Source organism: Ignavibacteria bacterium (assembly GCA_036262055.1).
Classification (GTDB): domain Bacteria; phylum Bacteroidota; class Ignavibacteria; order Tepidaquicellales; family Tepidaquicellaceae; genus DATAJP01.
In genome coordinates this window covers 590320-617165 of the sequence record DATAJP010000002.1, presented here as the reverse complement: position 1 = coordinate 617165, position 26846 = coordinate 590320, and the positions used below count along the sequence as shown (strand labels likewise).

Genomic DNA, 26846 nt, shown 5'->3' with positions numbered 1-26846 from the left:
GTAAATTTTTATTTAAGCTTATATTCATTAATAATTATGTATCCTTTATTTTTTATGGATTTAATCTTTACACAATGCTAATTATATTAAATTATATGGACATAATTTTCTTAATAATTGGCTTGCTCATAGGGGCAATTGCTGCGTTTTTCATAGCAAAATACAAGTTTTCATCTGATAAAGGCATTTCTCCCGATGAATTAAACCGTCTTAATTCAGAAATAACGCTGATAAAAACAAATCTCGGAAAAGCCGAAGAAAGAAACATATTCTTACAAAAAGATACCGAAGAAAAAAAATCACAGCTTGCTTCTCAGAACGAAAAACTGATAGACCTGAATTCCGCTCTTTCAAAAAAGAATGCCGACTTTGAAAATCTTCAGACAAAGCTCGCTGAACAAAAATCCGAACTTGAAAATCTCCAGCAAAAATTCATAAAAGAATTTGAAAACCTTGCAAACAAAATTCTTGACGACAAAAGTGATAAGTTCACAAGGCTCAATAAAGACAATCTCGATAACCTGATAAAGCCGCTTCGCGAAAAGCTGACAGATTTTGAGAATACCGTTCATCGTGTCCACACGGATGAAACAAAGATGCGAAGCCAGTTAATTGAACAGCTGAATCTTCTCAAAGACCTGAACAAACAGGTAACAGAAGAAACAAACAACCTCACAAAAGCTCTCAAGGGAGATTCAAAAACTCAGGGAAGCTGGGGCGAGTTTATTCTCGAAAGCGTTCTCGAAAAATCCGGCTTACGAAAAGGAAGCGAATATGATGTTCAGTCATCTTCAGTTAATGACGACGGCAAGCGTCTGCGTCCCGATGTAATTATTTATCTTCCCGATAATAAAAATTTAATAATAGACTCCAAAGTCTCCTTAACTGCATATGAACAGTTTGTTTCTTGTGTTGCAGAAAGCGAAAAAGAGATATGCCTGAAAGAGCATCTTAAATCTGTCAGAAATCATATCAAAGGTTTAAGCGGAAAAAAATATCAGGATATTCCCGGCTCGAAAAGTCCGGATTTTGTTTTGATGTTTATGGCTGTCGAGCCCGCATTTGCGCTTGCAGTTCAGAATGATGCTGATATTTTTACCGATGCATTTAACAATAATATCGTAATCGTAAGCCCGACGACTCTTCTTGCAACTTTGCGGACTGTCGCAAGCATCTGGACTCAGGAAAAACAAAACAAAAATGCTCTTGAAATCGCCAGACGCGGCGGACAGCTTTACGACAAATTTTGCCTGTTCATTGATGACCTTAAAGAAGTTCAGAAACAAATTTCTAAATCAGGTGACTCTATAGAAAAAGCTATCAGCAAGCTTTCATCGGGAAGAGGAAGTCTCACAAGCCAGGTTCAGGACTTGAAGCGTCTGGGGGCAAAAGCAACCAAAAACATTGATGAAAATTTTTTAGAGCTTTCACAGGAAAACAATAACGAAAACAATAATGACAATGAAGGACCTACTTCATCTATACACGAAATACAATCACTGGGCGAATAAGCAGCTTTGTCTGAAAATTTCCGAAATAGGAAACGAGCTTCTCGATAAACCCGTCAAAAACAGCTTTCCGTCTTTAAGAAAAACGGTCTATCATATCTGGGATGCCGAAGCAATCTGGCTTGAACGTCTGCTTGGAATGTCGGCAACCGACTGGCCCAGCAATCATTTCAAGGGAGATTTCATTGAAGCGCAGGATTTAATGCTGAAAATGTCCGAACGCTTTGTTGATTATATTGCAACCAACGATGAAGAATTTTTAATGTCTGAGTTTTCTTACAAAGGATTGGGAGGACAGGATTATAAAAACAAACGCTATCTTTCCATTATGCATTGCATGAACCATTCAACGTTTCATAGGGGACAGCTTATAACAATATTAAGAGAGTTCGACGTTCCTGATTTACCGGGAACGGATTTGATTATATACATAAGAGAAAATAATCTTTAATGCCGGAATCATCAGAAAAAATATTTACCGGAATTCCCGCATCACCGGGCATATCAATAAGCATTGCTTATACATATTCACGCGGAAAAATTTTAGTTAATCCATCAGAACAGAGTGAAAAAGACATTGAGAATGAGCTTCTTGATTTTGAAAAAGCCATTGAGCTTTCGTTAAAAGAATTAAAAAAAATATATAAAATTTCTCAGGAGCGTATCGGAGAGGAAAAATCCAGAATATTCGATGCTCAGATTGAAATCCTTAACGATACGCATTTTCTTGAAAGCGTTAAAAAACGAATTATCACGGAACGAAGAACCGCAAGCTATATCTTCAACGACGAAATAAAAAAACTCGAAAATATTTTGCTCGCAACCGGTGATGACTATCTTACCGAACGTCTCACCGATATACGCGATGTTAACAACCGCGTTCTCCGGAATATGAAACGCGAGAAGCTTGTTTCCAAGGTGGAGGAAAACTCAATCATCGTTGCGCATGAGCTTACACCTGCAGATACAATTTTATTCAGCCGTCGTAAAGTTCAGGGTTATGTAACAGATGTCGGGGGAGTTACTTCACACGCCGCAATCATTGCGCGGGCGCTTCGCGTTCCGGCAATACTCGGAACAAAATATGTTTCGGATTACATAAAAAACGGTGAGTTTATTATTGCTGATGGCTTTGAAGGGATTGTAATTTCAAATCCTTCACATAAAACAATCGAAAAGTATCAGGAGAAGCTTAAAGAAGTTAAAGCATACGAGAAAAAACTTTTTGAAATAATAGACCTCCCCAATGAAACACTCGACGGCAAAAAAATAAATCTTTCCGCAAACATCGAGTTCGACGAAGAAATTGATTTTGTAACTAAATATGGTCATTGCGACATCGGGCTTTACCGCACCGAACATTTATTTCTCGAAGCAGGGGACTTTCCTTCGGAAGAATATCAGGTAGAAGAATACTGTCATATTGCCGATGTTACCTATCCGAACTCTGTAACAATCAGAACTTATGACATCGGCGGAGATAAGCTCCTGCCGTCATCACAAAAAGAAGATAACCCAAACCTCGGGTGGCGCGGGATAAGAATCTGTCTTGACCGTGTTGAAATTTTCAAAGAGCAGCTCTGTGCAATCCTGAAATCTTCCGCAAAGAAAAACATAAAGGTTCTTTTTCCTATGATTTCTTCCGTTGAAGAAATCAGAAAAGCAAAAAAAGTTCTGGATGAAGCAAAGGCAGAGCTTAAAAAAGAAAATGTTAACTTCGATAAAAACATAAAAGTCGGTGTTATGATTGAAGTGCCTTCGGCTTATTTCCTTGCTGATGCTTTTGCAAAAGAAGTTGATTTCTTCAGCATAGGAACAAACGATTTAATTCAGTATATACTTGCTGTTGACCGCGGTAACGAGCGCATTTCTCAGCTTTATCAGGAATTTCATCCCGCTGTAATCCGCGCTCTCGATAAAATAATCCGTATTGCTCATAAAAATAAAATTCCTGTTTCTGTGTGCGGGGAAATGGCGTCTTACAAGCTTGCAAGCATTGTCCTCATCGGCATGGGTGCAGATGAGCTTAGCGTCACTCCTTCGGAGTTCACTGAAATAAAAAATATCATACGTTCGATTAAATATAAAGACGCAAAAAAACTTGTCGAGGAAATTCTTGAACTTGATACTGAGGAAGAAATACGGCAAAAAGTAAATAAATATTACAATAAAACTTTTAAAAAATAATACATTTTGTCAGAAGGTGAAAAATTAACTTCAGCAATAGAGATTTTTATTAAAAAATTTCAAAATGTACCCTTACATTATTTATTTGAGAGTGATTTAAAATGTGGATTATATAATGAGATTAAAAAATTATTTTCAGGAAACAAACAATTAAATACAACTTTTGAACTAAGTAAATATTACGTTGAACCCGTAAAAATACCAGAAGTTACTACTGAATACAAATATTTTAAGCATTATAAATCAAAAGGTTTTTCTATTCAAGTATCACACTGTAGATTTGATATAGCAATTTTAGGTCCAGAAATAGAATTCAATTCTATCAAGACATATAGTCCAGATTACGACTACACAGGTGATGCAATGTGGTTACAGCCGGTTCGTTATGGAATAGAGTTAAAATTATTTTACACACCAAATCATGTAAATTTAATAACAATTAACAATGAAATTGAAAAGTTAGATTCTTATGAATATTTTGAAGGTTTTTTGTTTAATGGAATATCTTTAAATTTTTGCTATACCGATTTTGATAATAATATAATGAATAAACTACAAATAGGTGGATTCACTCAAACGCAAAACGTTGAGTTATTTTCTAAAAGAATCGATTGTTTAGTTATTTTCAAAAATAAAATTTTTATAAAAAATACAAAATAATTTAAATGCTATTAAGCGACCAAATAAGAGAGTGTGATAAATCAAATATGTTTGACATTCTGGAAAACTTCGGAAAACAATGCGAAGAAGCCGTGCAAATCGCTGACAAATATGATTTATCAAAATATGATTTTACTGGAATCGATAACATAATCCTAAACGGACTCGGCGGCTCTGCAATCGGCGGAGACTTCGTGAGAAGCTTCCTTCAATACGAGCTTCCCGTTCCGATGTTTATCAATCGCAACTACCACCTGCCTGCATTCGCAAGCGATAAAACGCTTTCGATTATCTCAAGCTACTCAGGCAACACCGAAGAAACAAACTCTGCGTTCGAGGAATCACTCAACAAAAATTGCAAAATCATCTGCATCACAAGCGGCGGAAAAGTCGAGCAGGTCGCAAAAGACAACGGCCTCCCTTGCATAAAAATCCCCGGCGGACTTCAGCCCCGCTGCGCATTGGGATATTCTTTCTTTGTCGTGTTAAAAATTATGTTGAAGCTTAAGCTCGTCGAAGATAAATCAAAAGAAATTGCGGATACAGTCAATCATATTAAAAATTTATCAAAAGAGCTTTCTGATTTTAATAACAAAGATAACCGCCCGGTTCATATTGCGAGAGAATTAAAAGACAAGCTTCCTATAATTTATTCAAGCGTTGATGTTCTTGATATTGTCAATCTTCGCTGGCGCGGACAGATTGCTGAAAACGCAAAGCAGTTAGTCTTTGGAAATTTTTATCCTGAAATGAATCATAACGAACTTGTCGGCTGGCACTGCAATAAAAAACTTATGAAACAAATGTATGTGCTGATGCTTGAGGACAAAGAAGACAACAAGCGCATTCAGACAAGAATGGAAATCACGGGATCGGTTTATAAAGAATTTGCGGACGACCATATGCACATTAGCAGTGATGCTCCTTCGCGTCTCGAAAGAATTTTCGAGCTTGCATATCTCGGCGACTGGGTAAGCTACTATCTCGCAATCTTAAATAAAGTTGACCCAACCCCCGTCAAAGTAATCGAACACTTAAAACAAAAACTCTCAAAAATATAATTTTTAAAACTACCGTAGAGACGCAACATCTTGCGTCTCTATTGAAATATAATTCCCCTCTCGAGAGGGGTGTCGCAAAGCGACGGGGTGTGTTCATCTTTTTTTACTTTTGCTCCCGCAGGAGTCTCCTGCAAGGGACTCCTGCGTAATTCACAATAACCTTCAAAAAATTTGTGTAAATTTGTGCAAATTCGGGGATAGTTTTTTTAATCTTAAATTATCATTCTGTCATAAATTCTTCATTTCATTTTTGCTTATTTTTTAGGATTTTATATGATAATTCGATTTCTATACTATGCCAGAATGGTTAATTGATTTACTAATTACACTCGTTAAAATTGCGGTTGTGCATGGAGTCATTCTTACAGGAGTTGCTTATTCTGTTTATGCTGAGCGAAGAGTTTCGGCTTTCGTTCAGAACAGGTACGGTCCCAATCGTGTCGGTCCTGAAGGTCTCCTACAGCCCCTCGTTGACGTAATAAAGCTTTTGATGAAGGAAGACATTGTTCCTGAAAAAGCTAACAAGTTTATTCACGCGCTCGCTCCCGGAATTTCCATCGTAGTCGCGCTCTCCACTTTTGCGGTAATTCCTTTCGGCGATACAATTACTCTCTTCGGAAGAACAATCCAATTGCAGATTGCAAACGTTAACATCGGGATTTTATACATTCTCGCATTGCTATCGCTTGGTGTATATGGAGTAACACTCAGCGGATGGTCATCAAACAACAAATATTCGCTTCTTGGCGGTCTCCGCTCTTCTGCGCAGATGATTAGTTATGAGCTTTCAATGGGTATTGCAGTGCTTGGAATCATCATTATTAACGGAACTTTAGAGCTTAACCAGATAGTTCAAAACCAATACGGCTGGCAATGGAACATCATTTTACAGCCGGTCGGATTCATAATATTCCTTGTGGCGTCATTCGCTGAAACAAACAGAGCGCCTTTTGACCTCCCTGAAGCAGAGCAGGAGCTCGTCGGAGGTTATCACACGGAATACTCAAGCATGAAATTCGCAATGTTCTTTCTCGCTGAATACGCTGCAATGATTGTTGCATCTGCCGTTATAACAACTTTATATCTCGGAGGATGGCAGTTCCCGTACCTGCAGACATTCGGATTGCCTGATTTGCTTGTAAGCATAATTCAGGTGCTGGCATTCTGCATAAAAGTTGTTGCTCTGGTGTTTTTCTTTATTTGGGTTAGATGGACATTGCCTCGATTCCGTTATGATCAGCTGATGGATTTAGGATGGAAGGTGATGCTCCCTATAGCTCTTTTAAATTTATTCGTAACAGCATTAGTAGTTCTTTTATTAAAATAATTTTTCAAAATTCCCCTCTCGAGAGGGGTGGCTCCGACAAAGTCGGAGACGGGGTGTGTTAAAAGAGATTGTCATTCCCTACATGCCACCGGTGGTGCTGGCAGGGAACTCTGCAGGTCATCCCCCGGAAAACACGTGTCATTCTGAGGAGCGAAGCGACGAAGAATCTCTCTTTTTTTGTTTTTTAAAAAGTTTTAAACCAAGTTTTATGATTAAGAAATTTTTATTGTCAATCGTTATAGTTTTTGCTTTTGTAAATCTAACTAAAGCGCAGTCGTTTTATGATTTCACTCTTGAAGACCTCAATGGTGATGATGTTACATTAAGCGAGTTGTTAAAAAAGGGTCCCGTTATGCTTTCGTTCTGGGCAACCTGGTGCGCTCCCTGCAAAGATGAAATGAAATATATGAACGACATCTGGGCAAAATATAAAGACAAAGGTTTTACATATCTTGCAGTCAATAACGATAACCAAAAATCGCTTTCAAAAGTCCGTTCGTTTATTTCTGCAAACGGATATGAGTTCCCGGTTGTGCTCGATACCGATGAAAAAATCTTTGAAGCTTACCAGGGAAGCGGTCATCCGTTTTCCGTAATCATTGGTATGGATGGTTCGATAAAAGCGCGCCATCTCGGCTACGTTCCGGGTGATGAAGTAAAATTTGAAGAAGAAATAAAAGCTAATCTGAATTAATAAACTTAATTCAGGTTTTATAAAGTATATTTAATCGTTCAGTCCGGATAATTTCCGGATACATAAATTAAATCATCCTTAATGAAAAAATTCCTACCGGTTTTTTTGTTTGTTTTCATTTTTTACTCAGATGTTTTTTCTCAGACAACCATTCCCCCACTTAATATAGGTGACTTGAAAGTCGATGCTTCCGTAAGCAACCTTCTTCGTTACGGCAACGGTTATGAATATTTTAATACTACAAAGGCACCGAAAGAATATTTTGAGAATCTTACCGATGCAAGGTTATCAATAAATGACGTCATATTGGGACTGCGTTATGAAATAAGCGACCCCATTGAATATGGTGTTGATTTCAAGGGCATAAAAAAAAGATTCATTGAGTATAACCATAAAATTGGAGTATCTCTTCGCGCAGGAGATTTTTATGATATTTATTCACGGGGACTTACTCTCAATGTTTTTGAAGAGCGCGCCCTTGCTTATGACACAGGTATTGATGGAATTAGGTTAACTTATAAAAATAAATTCAGCGATAATAAACAAAATCCTCTTGACTTCAGAACGCAGATAATTGGCGGTGATTTGGAATATCGTGACTTTCTCGTTCTTTCAAGAGTTGAAAAATATAAAATCAGAAATGTTAACTTCGATTTTTCTCCTATCAAACAGGTGAAGTTTGGTGGAAGTTATATATATTCTCTCGGCGACATTCCAAACGCCGATGTAACTACAAATATCAAAGCATACCTGCCTGAAGTGAACATGACTGTTAATCTGCCTGACTTCGAGTTCTATACCGGTTATGCGCGCAAGCACATAAACACAAGCCCAAACACTTTATATCCACAGGCGATTTCTGCTGATGGCGACGGGTTGTATTCTTCCGTTTCATATACAAAAGGAAGCGTCGGAATGACTCTTGAATATAAAAATTATAGATTCGATTTAACAAACCCGGACAACAGAAGTCCTGACAGACCTACAAAGATGCTGCCGTTTCAGAATCCTCCGACAGCAGTTAAAGAACATACATATACTTTGATTTCACGTAACCCTCACGTCGTCAACTTTAACGATGAAGTCGGTGGACAGCTTGATGTTTTATATGTTGTGAATGATAAACTCACTCTTAACTTAAACGCGGCTGTTGCATCCGAGCATTACGAATATATAGACAGCGATTCAACAAGCAGACTGGTTTTCGCTCGCGTTGATAGAAGCGACAACTTTATCCCGAATTTTAATAAGGCTTTCTCTCCCTATTGGGAAGCTTTTGTTGAAGCTGAGTATCTTGCAGATCCAAAATGGACTTTCAAAGGCGCATATTGCAGACAGTATTCAACACTCTATAATTATGAATTTCCTGCAAATTCCAAAATTGACCATTTTACAACCGTTCCTCTTGAAGTGAAATATATTATTAATAAAACCTATGCATTGAAGCTGAACATGGAACAGCAATGGGCATACAGCTCTATAAGAATCAATCAAAAGAGTTTTATGAATCAATATATTTCATTAAATTTAACCAAGTCACCTGAGCTCAGCTTATCAGTAAATGCTGAATTCACAAATGACGATGAAGAACCGACGGGTAAAAAATTCTGGGCGCAGGGTGAAGCTCTTTACCGCCTGAACCAATCAAACACTGTGATTGTTTCTTATGGTAGTGAGCGCGGCGGATTGAAATGTACTAACGGTATCTGTCGTTTTGTCAATCCTTTTGAAGGATTCCGCCTGACTATTCAAAGTCAGTTTTAACACTATTTCCCCCTTTGGAGGGGGTCAGGGGAGGATGCCTCTCTTAAAACTTAACCAATACTTAATTTTATTTTTATATCTTAAGGAGTTTCAAAATGAATAAATTAATCAGTTTCTTGTTAATATCAATTCTTGCTCTCTCACTTACTTCGTGTGAAAGCAATGACAGTCCGCTTGTTGTGAGTCCGTCAAATCTAACAGCAACAAATAAAGTTTTAGTTGAAATATTTACAAACACAAGCTGCATTCCATGCGTCCCTGCAAATCAGTTTCTTGATAATATTTATAATCTTCAGGGGGTAACCATTAATGATACTAATGTGATAATAATCAGATACCATACCGCTCTTTATCCTAATGACCCGTTTTATCTATATAATGTTTCCCAAAACGATGCCAGAATTTCGTATTATAACTCTGCAAGTTCGAATCCACGCGGGTTTCTTCGCGGAACGTTTATGGGACAATTTAGCATTGGAACCTGGACAAATCTCATAAACGAACGTCTTGCAACAACGTCTTCTTATGGCGTAAGCGCAACCAATACTTTTAATGCATCCAATAGAACAGGAACTCTGGATATAACTGTAGGTCAGCTTTCGGGAAACACTCAGGATGGCATTGTTCTTCACGTTGCATTAACCGAAGACAGTCTTGCATTCACCGGACAGAACGGAGAAACATTATTTGAAAATGTTTTAAGAAATTTCATAACACCTGTTAGCGGCGAACCGTTCTCTATTTCTTCAGGGCAATCCGCAAACTTTGTTTTGAACTACACTGTTAATAACGCTATAAATTTATCTCACGCAAACTTTATTATTTTTGTTCAGAAAGTATCAACCAAGGAAGTATTTGTAGTAGAGAAATATTCAGTTGATTGATACCTTATGTTTTGATAGATTTGCAGAACGTATTACTTTTTTCTGATTGGCAAAAAAACAAGCAAAAGTTTTTGTATTAGATACCAACGTTATCCTTCACGACTCAAGCTGTCTCGTCCAGTTTGATGAGCATGATGTCGTAATTCCCATAACCGTGATAGAGGAAATTGACCATTTCAAGCGCGGAAGCCAGGTCATAAACCTGAACGCACGTGAGTTTGCACGCACGCTCGATTCAATGACCGGCTCTGCTTTATTTAATGGCGGTGTTTCACTCGGACGAGGCAAAGGCAAAGTTTCCATCTCCATTTCAAAAGGTCTTTCTGAAGATATAAAAAATATTTTTAAGGAAGATAATCCTGACCATAGAATTTTAAGCACTGCATTAGATGTAAAAAATAAGTTTGAAGGCAAGCGTCCCGTAATTCTTGTTACAAAAGACGTTAACCTTCGCATGAAAGCAAAAGCAATTGGGCTTCCTGCCGAAGATTATACAACCGACAGAATACCCGACATCGAAGAGCTTTATAGCGGTAAAGAAACAGTTGAAAATTTTGATGATGATATTTTACAAACTTTACATCATGCACCTTTTGAAGTTCCGCTTACGAAAACCTTCAAAAAACATAAGCAGGAAATCATTGCAAACAAATATTATATTCTAAGAAATTCGAGTCGTTCTGTATTAGCTTATGCCGATTTATCTCATGACTTATTAAAAAAAGTTGACAAGGTTCCTGTATATGGAATAATGCCGCGTAATGCAGAACAAACTTTCGCCGTCAATGCCTTAATCAACAGCGAAATCCCACTTGTCTCAATGACAGGAAAAGCGGGCACAGGAAAAACTTTACTCGCTCTTGCATCAGCGCTTCACGTAAAAAAACAATATCGTCAGATTTATATCGCGCGTCCCGTCGTTCCGTTGAGCAACAAGGACATCGGCTATCTTCCCGGTGATGTTGACAGCAAACTCGCGCCTTACATGACACCGCTTTGGGATAACCTCAAAGTAATCCAAGACCAATATCCTGAAAATGACAAACATCATCAGGCAATTTCTCAGATGCTGAAAGATGAAAAGCTTGTGATTGAACCTTTAAGCTACATTCGCGGAAGAAGCTTGCAGAGAATATTTTTCATAATTGATGAGGCACAAAACTTAACGCCTCACGAAATAAAAACAATCATCACCCGAGCAGGTGAGGGTTCAAAAATTGTTTTCACAGGTGACATATATCAAATCGACCATCCGTACCTCGACTCACAGTCAAACGGGCTTTCATACTTAATTGAACACTTCAAAGGTGAGAAGCTTTACGCGCACGTAAATCTTGTCAAAGGCGAACGAAGCGAACTCGCCGAACTCGCCAGCAACTTGTTATAAAATTTTTTATTGTAAATTCCCCTCTTGAGAGGGGTGGTCCCGACTTGTCGGGAGCGGGGTGTGTTTAAAACTTTCGTGTCATTCTGAGCGAAGCGAAGAAATAAAATTATGGGTAAGACAGACATTCCTGTCTGTCTCGACAAGCAAAGCTTGTCGCTCTAACTTTATCCAATTTGTATATAATTCCCCTCTTGAGAGGGGTGCCGCGTAGCGGCGGGGTGTGTTTAAAGTTTTCCCTTTTGGAGGGGGTTAGGGGGAGGACTGAAATCTCTCCTCACTCTTCCGTCATCATTCTGAACTTTCTTCTAGTCTCAAAATCTTCATCCATATGCGATAAATCCTTCGGCGAGTAGTGTCTGCGAAGCCAGAAACTAAGTCCGTCAAGCCCCGGGAACAGCACGCGCTCCGTAATATTCGCCTGATCAAGCTTATCCCTTATTTCCCATTTAAGTTTCGCGGGAATAATTATTCTGAAATATAAATCAGGATACTTCTTCAGCCAGTCACCAAGAATCGCTTTCGAGTCCGACATCAACGAAAACAAAGCATGCTGATTAATTATCCTGTCATCAAGCGACGGCGGTTCAAGAAACATCACAAATTTTTTTTTCGATAAATTATCGAACACCTTCAGCGACTTGCAGACTTCATCAAGCATCTCGGGCGTAAAAACATTCGACCCTTCCAACCTTATTTCTTTTTTTAATTTTGCCGGAAGTATCTCATTCGACTTAACATAATTCACACACCATATAACTCCATCGATATCATACTTAAAAAAATTCGCAGTCGCAAAATGCAAAGCAATATAAGGCGAGTAAGTCCAGTCAAGCAGCCTCGTCGGCAAGCCGTGATGCTGCGCAACCGCAAGCCAGTTCCATCTAGAATACCCCGGCGCAGGATTTCTATGCGCATACTTTCTGAAATTCCTCAATAAATGTCCTTCAAGCTGTGCAAAATTCCCACCCAGGCGAATCAGCGTTGTCTTCAAATCATATTCCTTATTCGAAAGCCCTCTATATACATAACTCGAACGGTATCTCTCCAGTTTTTCATCATAAGAATCCTTAAACAAAATTTCCTGAAGCTCCGCCCAGCTGCTTACAACAATATCATTCTTTGAATATTTCTGCTTCACTTGTTTCATCAATAATTCCCCCAGCTTTCCCTGTCAAGCGACCTGTATTGCACCGCCTCACTTATATGCGCAGGTGTGATATTTTCCTCTCCCGCCAAGTCCGCAATCGTTCTCGCAACTTTCAGAATTCTGTCATAAGCCCTAGCAGATAAATTCAGCTTGTTCATCGCAAGCATTAAAATCTTCTCACACGCATCATCGATTTTACAATAAACTTTTATATCTCTTGGTTCAATCTGCGAGTTCGTATAAATCCCTTTCATGTCCTTAAATCTCTTTAGCTGAATTTCCCTCGCCTTCACCACGCGCTCTCTTATCTGCTCCGACTTCTCTACATCTTTTTTATTCGCAAGCTCTTCGAACGGCACGGGATTAACCTGAATGTGAATATCAATCCTATCCAAAATCGGTCCCGATATCTTCGAAATATGCTTATGAATGTCATAATCCGAAAACGTCTTTAGCTCTTTCGCATTTCCTGCAGGACTCGGATTCATCGCCGCAACAAACATAAAACTGCACGGATATTCAACCGTAAGCTTCGAACGCGCAATTGTTATCTTTCTGTCTTCAAGCGGCTGTCTCATGACTTCAAGAACATTCCGCTTAAATTCAGTAAGCTCGTCAAAAAACAAAACTCCGTTATGCGCAAAAGAAATTTCTCCCGGCTTTGCCGATGTTCCGCCGCCGACAATAGCAACGTCGCTTGCGGTATGATGCGGTGAGCGAAAAGGTCTCTTGCTTACAATGGAATTTTCCTTCGATAAAATTCCCGCTATCGAATGAATCTTCGTAGTCTCAAGCGATTCATCCAGTGTCATCGGAGGCAAAATTGTCGATAGCCGTTTCGCAAGCATTGTCTTACCCGAACCCGGTAGACCAATCATAATTATATTATGTCCGCCTGCAGCGGCAATCTCCATTGCGCGCTTTACTTCCGCCTGACCTTTAACGTCAGCAAAGTCAACCGTATAATTAGAATACTCCTGAAACAACTTTTCAATTTCAATCTCATACGGCTTCAATGAAATCTCATCATTCAAAAACCCAACCACCGTTTTCAAGCTATCCACTGGATAAATTTCTATCCCGCCTATGAACGCCGCTTCCTTAACATTATCCGCAGGAATTATAACTCCCTTAAAATTTTGTCTCTTCGCCTCCGCCGTAATCGAAAGCACTCCCGGCACACTGCGAATATTCCCATCGAGTGAAAGTTCACCAATCAATAAATAATCTTTCAGCTTATCCGTTTTCACCTGTCCCGTTTCAGCAAGAATTGCAATCGCAATAGGCAAATCAAATCCCGCACCTTCTTTTTTCAAATCAGCAGGCGCAAGATTAATCGTATATCTTCGGACAGGAAATTGATACTCGTTATTTTTCAGCGCGGCAAGAACACGTTCCTTCGATTCTTTTATGATGCTGTCAGGCAGACCCACAATCGAGAACGAAAAAAGCCCGCGCTCGATGAATGTTTCAACACGGACAATATGAGCTTCAATCCCGAATGTAGCGGCAGTAAAAACCTCAGAAATCACGGCGATTATTTATGATTAATAAATTAATGATGATTAACTATGAATAATATATGAGTAATTAATGTTTAGTAGTGAGCACTAAATAATATCACAGAATAATTTTAAATAAAAAATTCTAATAAATTCACTTAAGATAGGTATTCCCCCTTTGGAGGGGTTAGGGGGAGGACTTATAACCTAGTAGGACAGACACTCCTGTCTGTCCCGACAGGCAGTTTGCCTGTCGCACAAATAAAATCAATTCTTCTTTCTGAAATTCATCGCAATCGGCACGCCTGCATATCCAAATCTCTTTCTCAAATTATTTTCGAGGAACTTCCTGTAATTATCAGGAATCAACTTCGGCTCATTGCAAAAAAACGTGAACACCGGAGGGTCAGTCTTTATCTGCGTAATGTAATTTATCTTCAGCTCTCTGCCGTTTGCAGAAGGAAGCGGCTGTAATTTTTTTACCTCTTCAAGAAAATCATTAAGGTCGCTTGTTTTTATTTTCTTCCCGCGCTCCTGATTGATTTCATGCGCCTCATCAAGCACCTTATGAATACGCTGCTTCGTCAAAGCAGATATGAAAATTATTTTTAGATAAGTTAAGCTCTTTAAATGACTCTCGATTTTCTTTCTCAAAATTTCTGCAGTCTTTGAATCCTTCTCGATTAAATCCCACTTATTAATCACAATCAGTAAACCCTTTTTGTAATTAATTACTTCCTCCAGAATTTTTATGTCCTGTCTGTCCAGTTTAAACGGTGATAATTTTAAATCTTCTGTATTTGCATATGGCTCCATTATCAGCGAAGCATCTATCACAACAATCGCAACGTCACATCTCTGAATCGCCTTATAAGTCCTTACCGTTGAAAAAAACTCGAGCGATTCTTCTTTTTTAATTTTACTTTTTCTTCTAAGCCCTGCAGTATCAATCAAAACAATTTCTTCACCATGATATTTCAACACCGAATCAATTGTATCTCTCGTCGTTCCCGGAATGTCCGTTACAATATTTCTGTCTTCTTTCAATAGCGCATTTACAAGAGATGACTTTCCTGCGTTTGGTCTCCCTATAATCGCAATTTTTAGTCTTTCATCTTCCTTGTCTTCACTCTCGTCAATGTTCTCTGTTAAAATATCCAGCAGGTCCGCAACGTTTCTTCCGTTCAATCCCGATATCGTGAACGGCTCTCCAAATCCAAGCGAAAAAAACTCCGCCGCATTCACATCACGCTCATTGTTGTCGCACTTGTTCGCAACAAGAATAATTTTTTTATCACCCTTGTATTTTCTTAGCAGCTTCGCAATCTCTTTATCGACAGGATGAAGTCCGGCTGCAGCATCAACCGTAAAAATAATTTCATCCGCTTCATCAATCGCAAGTTTTATCTGGTCACGTATCGCCTTCTCAAAAAGCTCATCCGTATCAGGCACAAACCCGCCCGTATCGATGAGAAAAAATTTCTTTCCCGTCCATTCCGCCTCGCTGTAATTCCTGTCGCGCGTCACCCCGCTTTCAGGATGCACAATCGCCTGCCTCTTCCCTATAATTCTGTTAAACAACGTCGACTTCCCTGTGTTCGGCCGCCCTATAATTGCAATAATATTTTCCAAAATTCTGTGTTTTTAGTTTGTTTTCGCTGTAGAAAACATATAAAATTTAATCTTTAAAATACTTTTAATATTTTGATTTTAATATGAAATATTTTCTTACCCTTTTTATGCTCCTGCTGAATTTTTCTTCACAAAATCTCTTTGCGCAAACCACTCAGGAAATTCGCGGAAAAATTCTCGACGAAGAAACACAAAAACCTGTCGCATTTGCATTGATTGAAATTCTGAACTCTGATTTAAAAACCGAAACAAATGAAAATGGTGAATTTGTTTTTTCAAATTTACCTCCCGAAACATATCAGCTAAAAATTTCTGCGCTCGGCTACGAACCTGTTATAAAAACCGACCTGATTCTATACGGAAGCAAGCCTTTGCAAATAACAATCAATCTCATTCCCAAAGGATTTATCACGGAAGAAATAGATGTCGATGCAAATTATTTTCAGAAAAGCTCCGATATAAACGTAAGCTTCATGAATCTCGACTATGAAGAAATTCGCCGCGCACCCGGCGCAGTGGAAGACATCTCAAGAATGTTCCAGTCAGCTCCCGGTGTTTCAATCGGCAATGACCAGCGCAACGACTTAATCGTTCGCGGAGGTTCACCATCTGAAAATTTAATTTTAATCGACGGCATAGAAATTCCTAACATCAATCACTTCGGAACTCAGGGTTCATCGAGCGGAGCAATATCTTTTATCAATTCAAAGTTCATTCTCGATGCAAATATGTTCACCGGCGGATTTCCTGTCATCTACGGTGACCGTCTTTCAAGCGTTCTCGATATTCACTTCCGGGAAGGCAACCGCAAAAATCATTATCAGGATATAAATCTTTCAATGGCTGGCTTCGGCGGAATCTTCGAAGGACCTCTCACAAACAAAGGGAGTTATATGTTTTCCGTTCGCCGCAGTTATCTCGAGCTCATTCAAAGTGCAATCCGTCTCTCTGCTGTCCCGAATTACTGGGACTTCAACCTGAAAGCAACTCATGAGTTTTCACCGACTGACCGTCTTACTCTGATCGGCTTCGCGGGCATCGACAAAGTAACCTTCTCAACAACAGAAGAAGACAATAACCCATACGGCAGGTCAAACGCCCGACAAAATTCTTTCGCCACAGGATTAAATTACACAAAGCTCATCAAAAACGGTTTCATTCAAACCGTTCTCTCAAACTCTTATGCAAATTATAAAATAGACCAGCTTTACTCCGACATCGACAAGCTCAGGTTCATGTCCAACTCTTCCGAAAACGAAACAACTCTTAAATCCGACTTGAACTATCAGCTTAGCAAATCGATAACCTTAAACACAGACATCGGCGCAAAATATGTTTTTATAAAGAATAATTTATTTCTTGATTCAAACACTTCGCCCGCAGGATATTATTACAACGCAATTGATGCTCACGTTGATACAACAACATATAAACTATTCACGCACATAAATTTAACCTATAAATTATTCAACGACCGCCTTAACATTAACACAGGTCTTCGCTACGATTACTTCGATTACATCCGCCTGAAAAGCGTTGTGTCTCCTCGTCTTGGAGCTTCTTATAATCTCACAAGCGTTACTTCCCTCAGCGCATCATGGGGAATTTTCTATCAGTCACCGCAATACCTCTGGATAACTTCGCACCCGAATAACTGGAAGCTCAACAATATCCGCAGCGAACATTACATCGCAGGCATCGAGCACTTTTTCGATAAAGATTTGCGCGCAACCCTCGAAGTCTATCAGAAAAATTACAAAGACTATCCCGTATGGAAAGATATTCCATATTATATTTTAATTGACGGCGGCGCAGATAACGGACCCAACATAGTCGGTGAAGCGGTCAGTGCAGGAACAGGATATATCCGCGGAATTGATTTTTCTCTTCAGAAAAAATTAACAGAGACGGGTTTATATGGATTGATAAATTATTCTTACAGCTTTTCAAAGTTCAAAGCTCTTGCAGGAAACGAAAAGCCCGGCGAGTTCGACCCCGGTCATCAGTTCACTCTCATCGCGGGGTACCAATTTAAAAACGATTGGCTTGTCGGAATCAAATTCAAATACGCAGGCGGAAGACCTTACACTCCGTTTAACATCGACTCATCGAAATTTTACAATCACGGAATTTTTTCTACATTTGATTATAACAGCGCAAGATATCCTTATTACATGCGCTTCGATGTTCGTGTTGATAAAAAATTCAACATCAAAAAAATCAGCATCGTCGGCTATCTCGAAATCCAAAACCTCTTCAACAAAGACAACATCTACAATTATTTCTGGAACGAAAACAAAAACCAACTCGGTACAATTTACCAATGGGCTTTCTTCCCCGTCGGCGGCATCAGCGTCCAATTTTAAATATAAAAATGCAAATGAATTGAAGTCATTCCCGCGCAGGCGGGAATCCCAGTATTAATGTATGAATAGAACTCCCCTCTTGAGAGGAGTGGATTCGACGAAGTCGAAGACGGGGTGTGTTAAGCTTGTTGCAACTTCATTCCCCCTTTGGAGGCGGAACGTCCCGTCTTGGCAGGAGGGTTAGGGGGATGACCTTTTTCACTTTCAAACAAAAAACCTCTCCTGCAGGAGTCTCCTGCAAGGGACTCCTGCGCTAATTATCATAACCACGTATTAACAAAAACCCATTTGCCGTTGTTGGTGTTTTCACCAACAACCATGAAAACTTCCCTTATTCTCGGTTTGTCGGAAGTTGGATGCATCAAAACAAAAAACCCGCTTCCGCGGGTTTCACTTTGTAAACATTATAAACCTATTGAACTTTATAAACCTTATGAACTTTCTACTTAACTAAAACCATCTTCTTCACTTCCTTAAAATCACCGTTACTCAACTCATAATAATAAATCCCCGAAGCTAACCCGTTCGCATCAAACTCATACTCATATGTCCCCGAGCTCAACCGCTGATTAATCAACTCTGCAACCATCTTTCCCGATAAATCAAAAACACTTAACCTCACATTTGAATTTCTCATGTTTGACGGAACGTCAAACCTTATCTTCGTCACCGGATTAAACGGGTTCGGATAATTTTGATGCAGATAAAATTTATCAGGCACCTCCGTGCTTATTTGGTTTATAAATACCGTTCCGCCTGTTGTGGTTTTTATAACTGTTCCGTTATTGCCGACCGCATACCCCGTAAAATTATTTACAAAATATATGGAGTATAAAGTCTGGTTCGTGTTCGATGTTTGTGTTGTCCAATTATCGCCTTTTGATGTCGATTTCAAAATCGTTCCCCCTTGTCCCCCAATGAACAAAACACTGTCAGGGCGTTTCGTTACTGAATAAAAATCATCCGTCGTTCCCAGATTAACTTGGTTCCAGTTTACTCCTGCGTTCGTGCTTTTATATATATACCCGCCTTTCCCGCATGTCACGCAGGTTTTTGAATCAAAACAAGTTATGGATTGCAAATCATTAAAAAACTTAACAAGTGACAGCGTCCAAACAACTCCGCCATTATATGTATGGTAAGTCTGGTCGTCACCAACCACATATCCTGTATCAAGAGAAGGAAAATAAACTGCGTAATGGTCATCCTCAAGACCTTGTTCTGTCCATGTGCTTCCCCCGTTTATTGTTTTTAAAATCCTGCCGAAGTTTACTGCCGCATAACCAACTTCGTTGTTATAAAAGAAAACCGCATGCACAGTATCTTCCGGGTTCAGTGTATATACAGCTCCCCATGTGCTTCCCCCGTTTGTCGTTCTGAAAATTTTTCTGCTCCCGACTATCCCCGTGTTCTCATTAAAAAAATGCACACAAAATAAATTTGAAATCTCCGAATTATCTATAAGCGTGCTTACCGTCCATGTTGCGCCGCCATCAATCGTTTTCAGGACTCTGCCTGTGTGTCCAACCGCATAACCTGTATTAGGATTTACAAAATAAACTGATTTAAGCAGCTTATCGGTGTTCGACACCTGCTGAACCCAACCGGACTGCGCCTGAACATCATTTATAAAAACATTCAATACACTAAAAACACACACAAACATAATTACAAATATGTTAAACACTTTATTATATAAAATTTTCATTCTATTGATATATAATTAATAGTATACTGCAAACAGTATACCATCCGAGCAAAACAAAAATAATGTTTTTTGATGTAATAAGATTTGTAAATAATAAGAACTTAAAGGATGTATTTCTACTCTCTTGCATTTAATTCCCCTCTTGAGAGGGGTGTCGCGAAGCGACGGGGTGTGTTTGCTATATTTTACTCCAAACAAAAAACCCGCTTCCGCGGGTTTTCTTTATAAACTTGCTCCAAAGCACTCCCTCTAGGAATAACCTTATAAACTTTTCAAACTCTTCTATTTCAACAGCATCAGTTTTTTGGTCTCGGTAAAGTTTTCTGTGGTAAGTCTCAGGAAGTATACTCCCGAATTAAATCCATCTGCATTCCATTGAAAATTATACATTCCTGCATTGAACTCGCTATTCGCAATCACATTAACTTCCTTACCTAACGAATTAAAAACTTTCAGCACCACGTTGCTTCTCTGCGGAAGTGAAACCTGAAAGCTCGTTGACGGATTAAACGGATTCGGATATGCGTTCGAAAGCGAAAACTTCCCGGGGATAACTGTGTTCGGGTTCCCCGCACTGGTAAGCACGTCTAAATTCACTTTCCATATTCCCTGATTTGCATGAGTCGTTATGTAAAGCATGTTGTTTTCACGAAACATAGAGTAAATAGAAATGTTCGCAGGAAGATTATTTGTAAAATTTATCCAGTTGTAATTAGTATTTCTGTCATAATAAACTCCATAAGGTCCGCCCGAAGTCCCTACGTATCTTATCCCCGTCAGAATAACCGAATTGTACTTTTCCATTGCAAAAAAATTCGAAAAACTTCCTGATAACTCAAGCGTTCCTGCTTGTGTCCAGTTGTTTCCATTATCGGTCGAAACAAAAAGCTTGTTCAGGCATCCTCCAATTATTTTGTTATCGGTTTTTATCATTGATGTCATCGGCTTTGAACCGTCAGGGTTTGAAGGCAATCCGTTGTTAGCCGGATAAATCCAGTTCAATCCGTTATTGGTCGAATAAAACAAGCCGTTTCTCGCGCCTGCATATAATGTGCTCCCGTCATTATAAAAATAATTTATTATGCCGAAGTTTGTCGGCAAGCCCGTGACTCCGAACCAGTTATCACCGTTGTTCGTGGAAGCATATACTACTGCACCCGTGTTTGCATAAGCAATAATGTTGTTGCCAGAAACAACCGCATCAAAAATTCCTGTCCCGAAAGTTCCGTTCACAGGGTCAAGCTGCCACGTTGCTCCGTTGTTTGATGAAATCAGCATTCCGTCTTCATAAGTTCCCGCAAAAATATAATTGCCCTTTGTTATCATGCAGAAAATACCCGATAACGCAAAACCTGTATTTACCGCATTCCACGTATCACCGTTATTTGTAGATGAATAAATATTCCCGCTGGTTAAAATATTTATCATCGACCCTGCAAAAAGCTTATCACCGCTTCTCACGATTGAAGTGGCAATATTTTCGCTGATGCCCGTTGTTTGTGTCCATTGAGAGTATGAGCCGGAATAGCTCGAAAAGAAAACTGAAAGAAATGCCAATAAAAAAAGAGGTGTAGGTTTTTTATCCATTATTATTCATTAATTAAAAAACCTTCATCCCTTACACCAAATTAAGAAAAAAATAGTTTAATATCTATATAGTTACTCTTTATAATACTCCTGCAAAGACTTCACTCCGATATCACCCGACTTTATCCGTGCAATTCCTTCGGCTACGGAGCTTGCTGCGGAAAGCGTAGTCACAAACGGAATCTTATACTGCACCGCCGCCCACCCGATTGCATACTCATCGAAACGCGATTCCTCGCCGAGCGGCGTGTTAATCACAAGATTAATCTCCCTGTTCTTTATAAGGTCAACAACGTCAGGTCTTCCTTCTTTAACTTTGAACACCGGCTTCGACTTAATTCCGTTCTCATTCAAAAACTTATTCGTTCCCTGCGTTGCAATAATTCCAAAACCCATGTCAACAAATTTTTTAATCATCTCAACCGATTTTTTCTTCTTATCGTTTTCATTCAGGCTGATAAAAATATTTCCTGTAATCGGAAGAGAATTACCCGTTGAGTCCTGCGCTTTCGCCATCGCAGCGCCGAACGATTTCGAAATTCCCATCACCTCTCCCGTTGAACGCATCTCAGGTCCTAAAAACATTTTCGCTCTCGGAAATTTCTGAAACGGAAACACCGATTCTTTAATTCCTATGTATTTTAAATCCTCGAAATTTTTTAAGTCAAACTCTTTCAGCTTTCTGCCGACAACAAGCTTTGCCGCAACTGATGCAATCGGCACTCCCGTCGTCTTGCTCACAAACGGCACCGTTCGCGATGCTCTCGGATTCGCCTCTATGATATACACCACATTATTTTTAATCGCAAACTGAATGTTAATCAGCCCCACAACATTTAAGCCCTTCGCAAGCTTCTTTGTATATGTTTTTATCTGGTCAAGATTTTTTTTCGAAAGCGATATCGGCGGAAGAATCGACGTGCTGTCCCCCGAGTGTATTCCCGCTTCTTCGATGTGCTGCATAATCCCCGCAATGTAAACGTCCTTACCATCGCAAAGTGCATCGACATCAATCTCGCGCGCTTCTTCTAAAAATTTATCTATTAACACAGGATGGTCTTCGGAATATTTCGATGCTTCCTCAAAAAACGACTCAAGCGCATCATCATTGTATACAATCTGCATTGCACGTCCGCCAAGCACATAAGACGGTCTCACCAGAACAGGATACCCGATTTTATTCGCAATGCTTAACGCCTTATCTAAAGTCTTCGCTGTTCCATATTCCGGCTTCGGAATCCCAAGCTCATCTAATAATTTTCCAAACTTTTTTCTATCCTCTGCAACGTCAATGTCTTTCGATGAAGTCCCCAAAACTTTCAATCCGTTTTTTTCAAGCTCTTTGGAAAGCTTCAATGGTGTCTGCCCGCCAAAGCTCACAATTATCCCCTTAACATTTTTCTCGTACTTAATAATGTTCAGCACATCCTCAACCGTCAGCGGCTCAAAATAAAGCTTGTCGGTTATGTCATAATCCGTCGAGACAGTCTCGGGATTGCAGTTAATCATTATCGTTTCATAACCTTCCTCGCGCAGCGCCTTCACGCATCTCACACAGCAGTAATCAAACTCGATTCCCTGACCAATCCTGTTCGGACCGCCCCCGAGAATAATAATTTTTTCCTTATCCGATGAAACCGACTCGTTATATTTTTCATACGTGGAATAATGATACGGTGTGTTCGCCTCAAACTCCGCCGCGCACGTATCAACCGTTTTATAAACAGGAAGAATGTTGTTCTTAAAACGAAAATCCCTTATCTCTTTTTCTGTGGTTTTTAAAATATTGGCAAGCTGCTTGTCCGAAAAGCCAATCTTCTTGGCTTTCTGCATTATCTCGGTAGTAATTTTTTTCAATATATCTGCATTTTTAATTCCCCCTTAATAAAGGGGTCAGGGGGTTGTTTAAAAATTATTGAACGCTTGACGCATCAATCGTATATATAACATCCGAATACTCATCCTTAATATCAAAATTTATTTTCAGCTGTCCTTTCACTTTCACGACACCTGTCAAAAAATCCGTCGTCTGCCCGTTCATCATCTTTACATAAATAATCTCATTAATAAAAACCGGGGGAGCGCAGTAACAGTTCAGCGGGGGAGTAGAGCACAATAAAAATTCATTCATGTCCTGCAATGCCGAAATCGGAGTCATGAACCCGTTTATCTCAACGTTCTTGTTGTTCAAATTTCTTACATCATTCGGAACTTCCTTTCCGGGAATGTATGTCCTTAAAGTTTTAAACTTAATTAAGTTGTAAGGTGCGTTCGGGTCAAAAGGAATATCAGAAAAACCCGACGGCGTATTGAACTTTGCATCACCATCAAGAGATGATTTTTTTGATGTATCCTTTTGTGATATTTTTTCTATGTCAATCCTGTTGCCGTTTTCATTCACGATAAACGGCTTGCCGTCTGTTCTCTTCGTCGAAAAAAACAAAACACAAATTACTATTATTAAAACCGAATAGCCGGTATATGATAAAATCTTCATTATTTTTCTTTGCTTAAACATTAAACTAATTAGCTTATGCTGGTGATAAATTTTTCGCAGCATCCGTTCGGTATGCCTTTACTGCCGGTAAAATTGATACTAACATTGCCAATATAATTGTTCCTAAAACCAAGTATAATTCAAAAATATTGAACGTCATTCCCGTAATTAAAATGCCCGTTTTTGCCGAAATCAGCGGACTAAATACATAAACTGCCAGATGCCCGATTAACAATCCCAGAACCGCTCCACCCAGACTAATGAACAACCCCTCCAGAATTATTATCCCGAATATCATTCCCTTGTTCGCTCCCAGCGCGCGCATAATCGCAATGTCTCTTTTGCGTTCATTGATTGAGTTATAAATCGAAACCAGAATCGAAATCACCGCAACAAATATCACAAGATACGCAACAATCAACAGCACCGAATTTATGTTCCCTATAATTTCGAACAACTGCATAATTTCCATAACAGGAATAACCGCCTGCGCATTCATACCATGAAACTTATCATCGTTTATCTGCCTCCTCAGTAAATCAAAATAAATCGGACTCTTCAGCGATACCAAAACCGACGTAATCGTTTTTCTGTCCTCGGGAATCCCCGAACTTACATAACTGCTGTCGTTACTGTTACTGCCATTACTAATACTATCTTTAACAACATTTTTTTGTTCTTTAGTATTGTTGTGTGAATGCCCGTGTAGATGTCCGTGTCCCGAATGTGAATTTGTTTTTGTAGTATCCGTTGCACCCTTAACATTCTCAACTCCATGATAGTGCATATCCCACACCGACTCCATCGGAATGAAAATCACTTTATCGTTCGGCGTAAACGTCTTTTGTAAAATTCCCGTTACAACAAAATTATGTTCATCGTGTTCCTCTGCATATTCATACGCCTCAACTCCATGCGAACCAATAAACGAATCTCCAATCTTCAATCCTGTTTTCTCTGCGACATCGCTTCCAATCACTGCTTCATTTTCGTTTTCAAATTGTTTGCCCGATGCAAAGCCATATTTCTTTCCCTTCTGATATTCAAACTGCGTAAAAATATTTTGCGTCGTTCCAATCAACCTGAAGTTCTTATAATTATCTCCCATCACATAAGGAATCGCAAGCTTCACTCTCTTGTCTTTCGCAAGCAGCTCATAGGTTTTCACCGGCATATTATTAACAGGCAGCCCGATATGATAAATAGTATTAAGCGTTAACTGCAGCGGACTTCCTTTCGGTCCGACAATCAGCTCGTATCCGGTTGCGGTCTGGTTAAACGCCTCCGCACTTTCCTGTTTAATCACAAGAATCGCCACCACAAGCGCAACTCCTAACAATGTCGATATCACTGTCAACACCGCCGATAACTTCCTCTGTTTAATATTTTTTAATACTATTTGAAAAAGATTCATACAAAATTAAAATATTTAAAAAACCTGTCACCCTGAACTTGATTCAGGGTCAACATATGCTTGTCATTCCCCACGAAAACGGGAATCTCATAAAACTTATATAACGAATGGTTTTGTCATTCCCGTCTTGCCACTATGTGGCGCAAGTAGGAAACCCTCGTATTTGTCATTCCCGCGCAGGCGGGAATCTAAGCAAAAATCTATATTAGAGAATTAATTTTAATAATTTAATACAAGGTTTACTTTTTAATCTACAAAAATAAAATCTTTATATCTAATATCATACCTTAAGTATTCAGATCCCATAAAGTCTTCTTTAATAGATAGTATAAACCCAAACGTATCATCAAGTCTATATCTGAAAACTTTTTCGTTTTTTACATTTTCGTTTTTCACACAACTCGGAACTAGCTCTGATAGTTTTTCAGGATAATGTCCATTAATTTTTTTAAACTGTTCTAAGCAAACTACAATTTCTCTTCCTTGTTGCTTAATATTCTCTATTCTATATCCTCTACTATATAATTTACCCACGACAAACAAACATATTGCAAATAATGGAACGACAATAATAAATATTTTTTTAAAACTATCCCTGTGTTTATATTTTAAAACATAAATCAGTAAGAAAAATAATCCCACGAAGAACCCAATTACAAAAAACCTAAAATAAATATTCGTGTATAAGGCTGTTCCTAGACTATTAAAAATCGAATCCCATATTCCAAATGGATTTAATAAACTTTCCATTAGTTTTTATTTAAACTTTCAAACTCCACCACTCTCCCAAACCTCCCAATCACATCCTTATCATGCGATACCAAAACCAAAGAAATATTTTTCTCATCACAAACTTTTTTTATCAGCTCGATTACATTCTCCGAATTTTTTGCATCAAGATTCGCTGTCGGCTCATCTGCAAGAATTATTTTCGGATTATTCACTATCGCTCTTGCTATAGCAACCCTCTGCTGTTCACCGACCGAAAGCTCCGCAGGCTTATTTTTCAACTTATTCTTTAAACCAACATACTCAAGCATCTCGCTTGCAAAACTTTTATTCGGCTTACCGGCAAACGTCATTCCCAGCAGAACATTTTCAAGCGCAGTAAATCCCTGAAGCAGGTTAAACGTCTGGAATACAAACCCGAAATTCTGCGCGCGAAATTTATCGCGGTGCGATTCATCGAGCTTCGTTATGTCGGTGTTATTCACAATCACGCTTCCTGAGTCCGGCTTCAATATTCCCGAAACCACATTAAGAAACGTTGACTTTCCGCTTCCGCTCCTGCCGTAAATTGCTAACTGTTCTTTTTCTTGTAATATAAATGAAGGAATGTTTAACACATTGGTTTGTTCGCCTGATGGCAATCGAAAGGATTTTATTATGTTCTTTAATTCTAACATTTTACAAAAGCGAAGTCATTCCCGCGAAGGCGGGGGGAACCCTTTGGGTCATCCCACTACTGTTGGCAAATACTAATCGTTAAAAAAACCGCTTACAAAAAAGGGGCATTAAGCC

21 protein-coding genes are annotated in these 26846 nt (G+C 39.1%); 11 read left to right on the top strand and 10 right to left on the bottom strand.

Features of this window, described 5'->3' with window-relative positions; genetic code table 11:
• Positions 1 to 95: 95 nt before the first annotated feature.
• The 10 genes from rmuC to VHP32_04545 all read left to right on the top strand — a co-directional run bounded on the left by rmuC (position 96) and on the right by VHP32_04545 (position 11472).
• Positions 96 to 1511: a DNA recombination protein RmuC gene (gene rmuC, locus VHP32_04590; protein HEX2787162.1), complete on the top strand. Its 1416-nt coding sequence runs from the start codon at positions 96 to 98 to the stop codon at positions 1509 to 1511.
• Positions 1462 to 1959: a DinB family protein gene (locus VHP32_04585; GenBank protein HEX2787161.1), complete on the top strand. Its 498-nt coding sequence runs from the start codon at positions 1462 to 1464 to the stop codon at positions 1957 to 1959. Before rmuC ends, VHP32_04585 begins: the two co-directional genes overlap by 50 nt.
• A complete protein-coding gene (gene ptsP / locus VHP32_04580) occupies positions 1959 to 3695 on the top strand; it encodes a phosphoenolpyruvate--protein phosphotransferase (GenBank protein ID HEX2787160.1) in 1737 nt (578 codons plus the stop codon). The genes VHP32_04585 and ptsP overlap by 1 nt, the downstream gene beginning before the upstream one ends.
• A 6-nt stretch (positions 3696 to 3701) precedes the next feature.
• Positions 3702 to 4355 (top strand): hypothetical protein, encoded by a 654-nt coding sequence (locus tag VHP32_04575; GenBank protein HEX2787159.1) that lies wholly within the window; start codon positions 3702 to 3704, stop codon positions 4353 to 4355.
• A 5-nt stretch (positions 4356 to 4360) separates the two neighbouring features.
• Positions 4361 to 5416 (top strand): bifunctional phosphoglucose/phosphomannose isomerase, encoded by a 1056-nt coding sequence (locus tag VHP32_04570; GenBank protein HEX2787158.1) that lies wholly within the window; start codon positions 4361 to 4363, stop codon positions 5414 to 5416.
• 295 nt (positions 5417 to 5711) lie between these two features.
• Positions 5712 to 6743, top strand: a complete 1032-nt coding sequence (gene nuoH, locus VHP32_04565) for an NADH-quinone oxidoreductase subunit NuoH (GenBank protein ID HEX2787157.1) — start codon at positions 5712 to 5714, stop codon at positions 6741 to 6743.
• 208 nt (positions 6744 to 6951) lie between these two features.
• Positions 6952 to 7437 (top strand): TlpA disulfide reductase family protein, encoded by a 486-nt coding sequence (locus tag VHP32_04560; protein ID HEX2787156.1) that lies wholly within the window; start codon positions 6952 to 6954, stop codon positions 7435 to 7437.
• An 81-nt stretch (positions 7438 to 7518) separates the two neighbouring features.
• A complete protein-coding gene (locus VHP32_04555; protein ID HEX2787155.1) occupies positions 7519 to 9201 on the top strand; it encodes a DUF6029 family protein in 1683 nt (560 codons plus the stop codon).
• A gap of 95 nt (positions 9202 to 9296) precedes the next feature.
• Positions 9297 to 10085, top strand: a complete 789-nt coding sequence (locus tag VHP32_04550) for an Omp28-related outer membrane protein (protein ID HEX2787154.1) — start codon at positions 9297 to 9299, stop codon at positions 10083 to 10085.
• A 46-nt stretch (positions 10086 to 10131) separates the two neighbouring features.
• Positions 10132 to 11472 carry a PhoH family protein gene (locus VHP32_04545; protein ID HEX2787153.1) on the top strand — a complete coding sequence of 447 codons (1341 nt, stop codon included), beginning with the start codon at positions 10132 to 10134 and terminating at the stop codon, positions 11470 to 11472.
• Between the two features lie 274 nt (positions 11473 to 11746).
• On the opposite strand, the gene VHP32_04540 is transcribed toward VHP32_04545, so the two are convergent.
• From VHP32_04540 to der, 3 genes are all read right to left on the bottom strand, one after another.
• Entirely contained in the window at positions 11747 to 12619 is an 873-nt protein-coding gene (locus VHP32_04540) for an FRG domain-containing protein (GenBank protein HEX2787152.1), read from the bottom strand.
• Positions 12619 to 14151, bottom strand: a complete 1533-nt coding sequence (locus tag VHP32_04535; GenBank protein HEX2787151.1) for a YifB family Mg chelatase-like AAA ATPase — start codon at positions 14149 to 14151, stop codon at positions 12619 to 12621. Before VHP32_04535 ends, VHP32_04540 begins: the two co-directional genes overlap by 1 nt.
• Positions 14152 to 14388: 237 nt before the next feature.
• Positions 14389 to 15753, bottom strand: coding sequence for a ribosome biogenesis GTPase Der (der, locus tag VHP32_04530; GenBank protein ID HEX2787150.1), 1365 nt, complete (start codon positions 15751 to 15753; stop codon positions 14389 to 14391).
• Between the two features lie 83 nt (positions 15754 to 15836).
• Here der and VHP32_04525 point away from each other — a divergent pair, with 83 nt between their 5' ends.
• Positions 15837 to 18119, top strand: coding sequence for a TonB-dependent receptor (locus VHP32_04525; protein HEX2787149.1), 2283 nt, complete (start codon positions 15837 to 15839; stop codon positions 18117 to 18119).
• Between the two features lie 442 nt (positions 18120 to 18561).
• On the opposite strand, the gene VHP32_04520 is transcribed toward VHP32_04525, so the two are convergent.
• From VHP32_04520 to VHP32_04490, 7 genes are all read right to left on the bottom strand, one after another.
• Positions 18562 to 19827: a YCF48-related protein gene (locus VHP32_04520; GenBank protein HEX2787148.1), complete on the bottom strand. Its 1266-nt coding sequence runs from the start codon at positions 19825 to 19827 to the stop codon at positions 18562 to 18564.
• A gap of 282 nt (positions 19828 to 20109) precedes the next feature.
• Complete coding sequence (locus VHP32_04515) at positions 20110 to 21414, bottom strand: T9SS type A sorting domain-containing protein (GenBank protein HEX2787147.1); 1305 nt, start codon at positions 21412 to 21414, stop codon at positions 20110 to 20112.
• Positions 21415 to 21486: 72 nt separating this feature from the next.
• Positions 21487 to 23271 (bottom strand): carbamoyl-phosphate synthase large subunit, encoded by a 1785-nt coding sequence (gene carB, locus VHP32_04510; GenBank protein HEX2787146.1) that lies wholly within the window; start codon positions 23269 to 23271, stop codon positions 21487 to 21489.
• Positions 23272 to 23326: 55 nt separating this feature from the next.
• Positions 23327 to 23911: a DUF3299 domain-containing protein gene (locus VHP32_04505; protein HEX2787145.1), complete on the bottom strand. Its 585-nt coding sequence runs from the start codon at positions 23909 to 23911 to the stop codon at positions 23327 to 23329.
• Between the two features lie 34 nt (positions 23912 to 23945).
• Complete coding sequence (locus VHP32_04500; protein HEX2787144.1) at positions 23946 to 25262, bottom strand: FtsX-like permease family protein; 1317 nt, start codon at positions 25260 to 25262, stop codon at positions 23946 to 23948.
• A 309-nt stretch (positions 25263 to 25571) separates the two neighbouring features.
• Positions 25572 to 26075, bottom strand: coding sequence for a hypothetical protein (locus tag VHP32_04495; protein HEX2787143.1), 504 nt, complete (start codon positions 26073 to 26075; stop codon positions 25572 to 25574).
• Complete coding sequence (locus VHP32_04490) at positions 26075 to 26731, bottom strand: ABC transporter ATP-binding protein (GenBank protein ID HEX2787142.1); 657 nt, start codon at positions 26729 to 26731, stop codon at positions 26075 to 26077. Before VHP32_04490 ends, VHP32_04495 begins: the two co-directional genes overlap by 1 nt.
• Between the last annotated feature and the right edge of the window lie 115 nt (positions 26732 to 26846).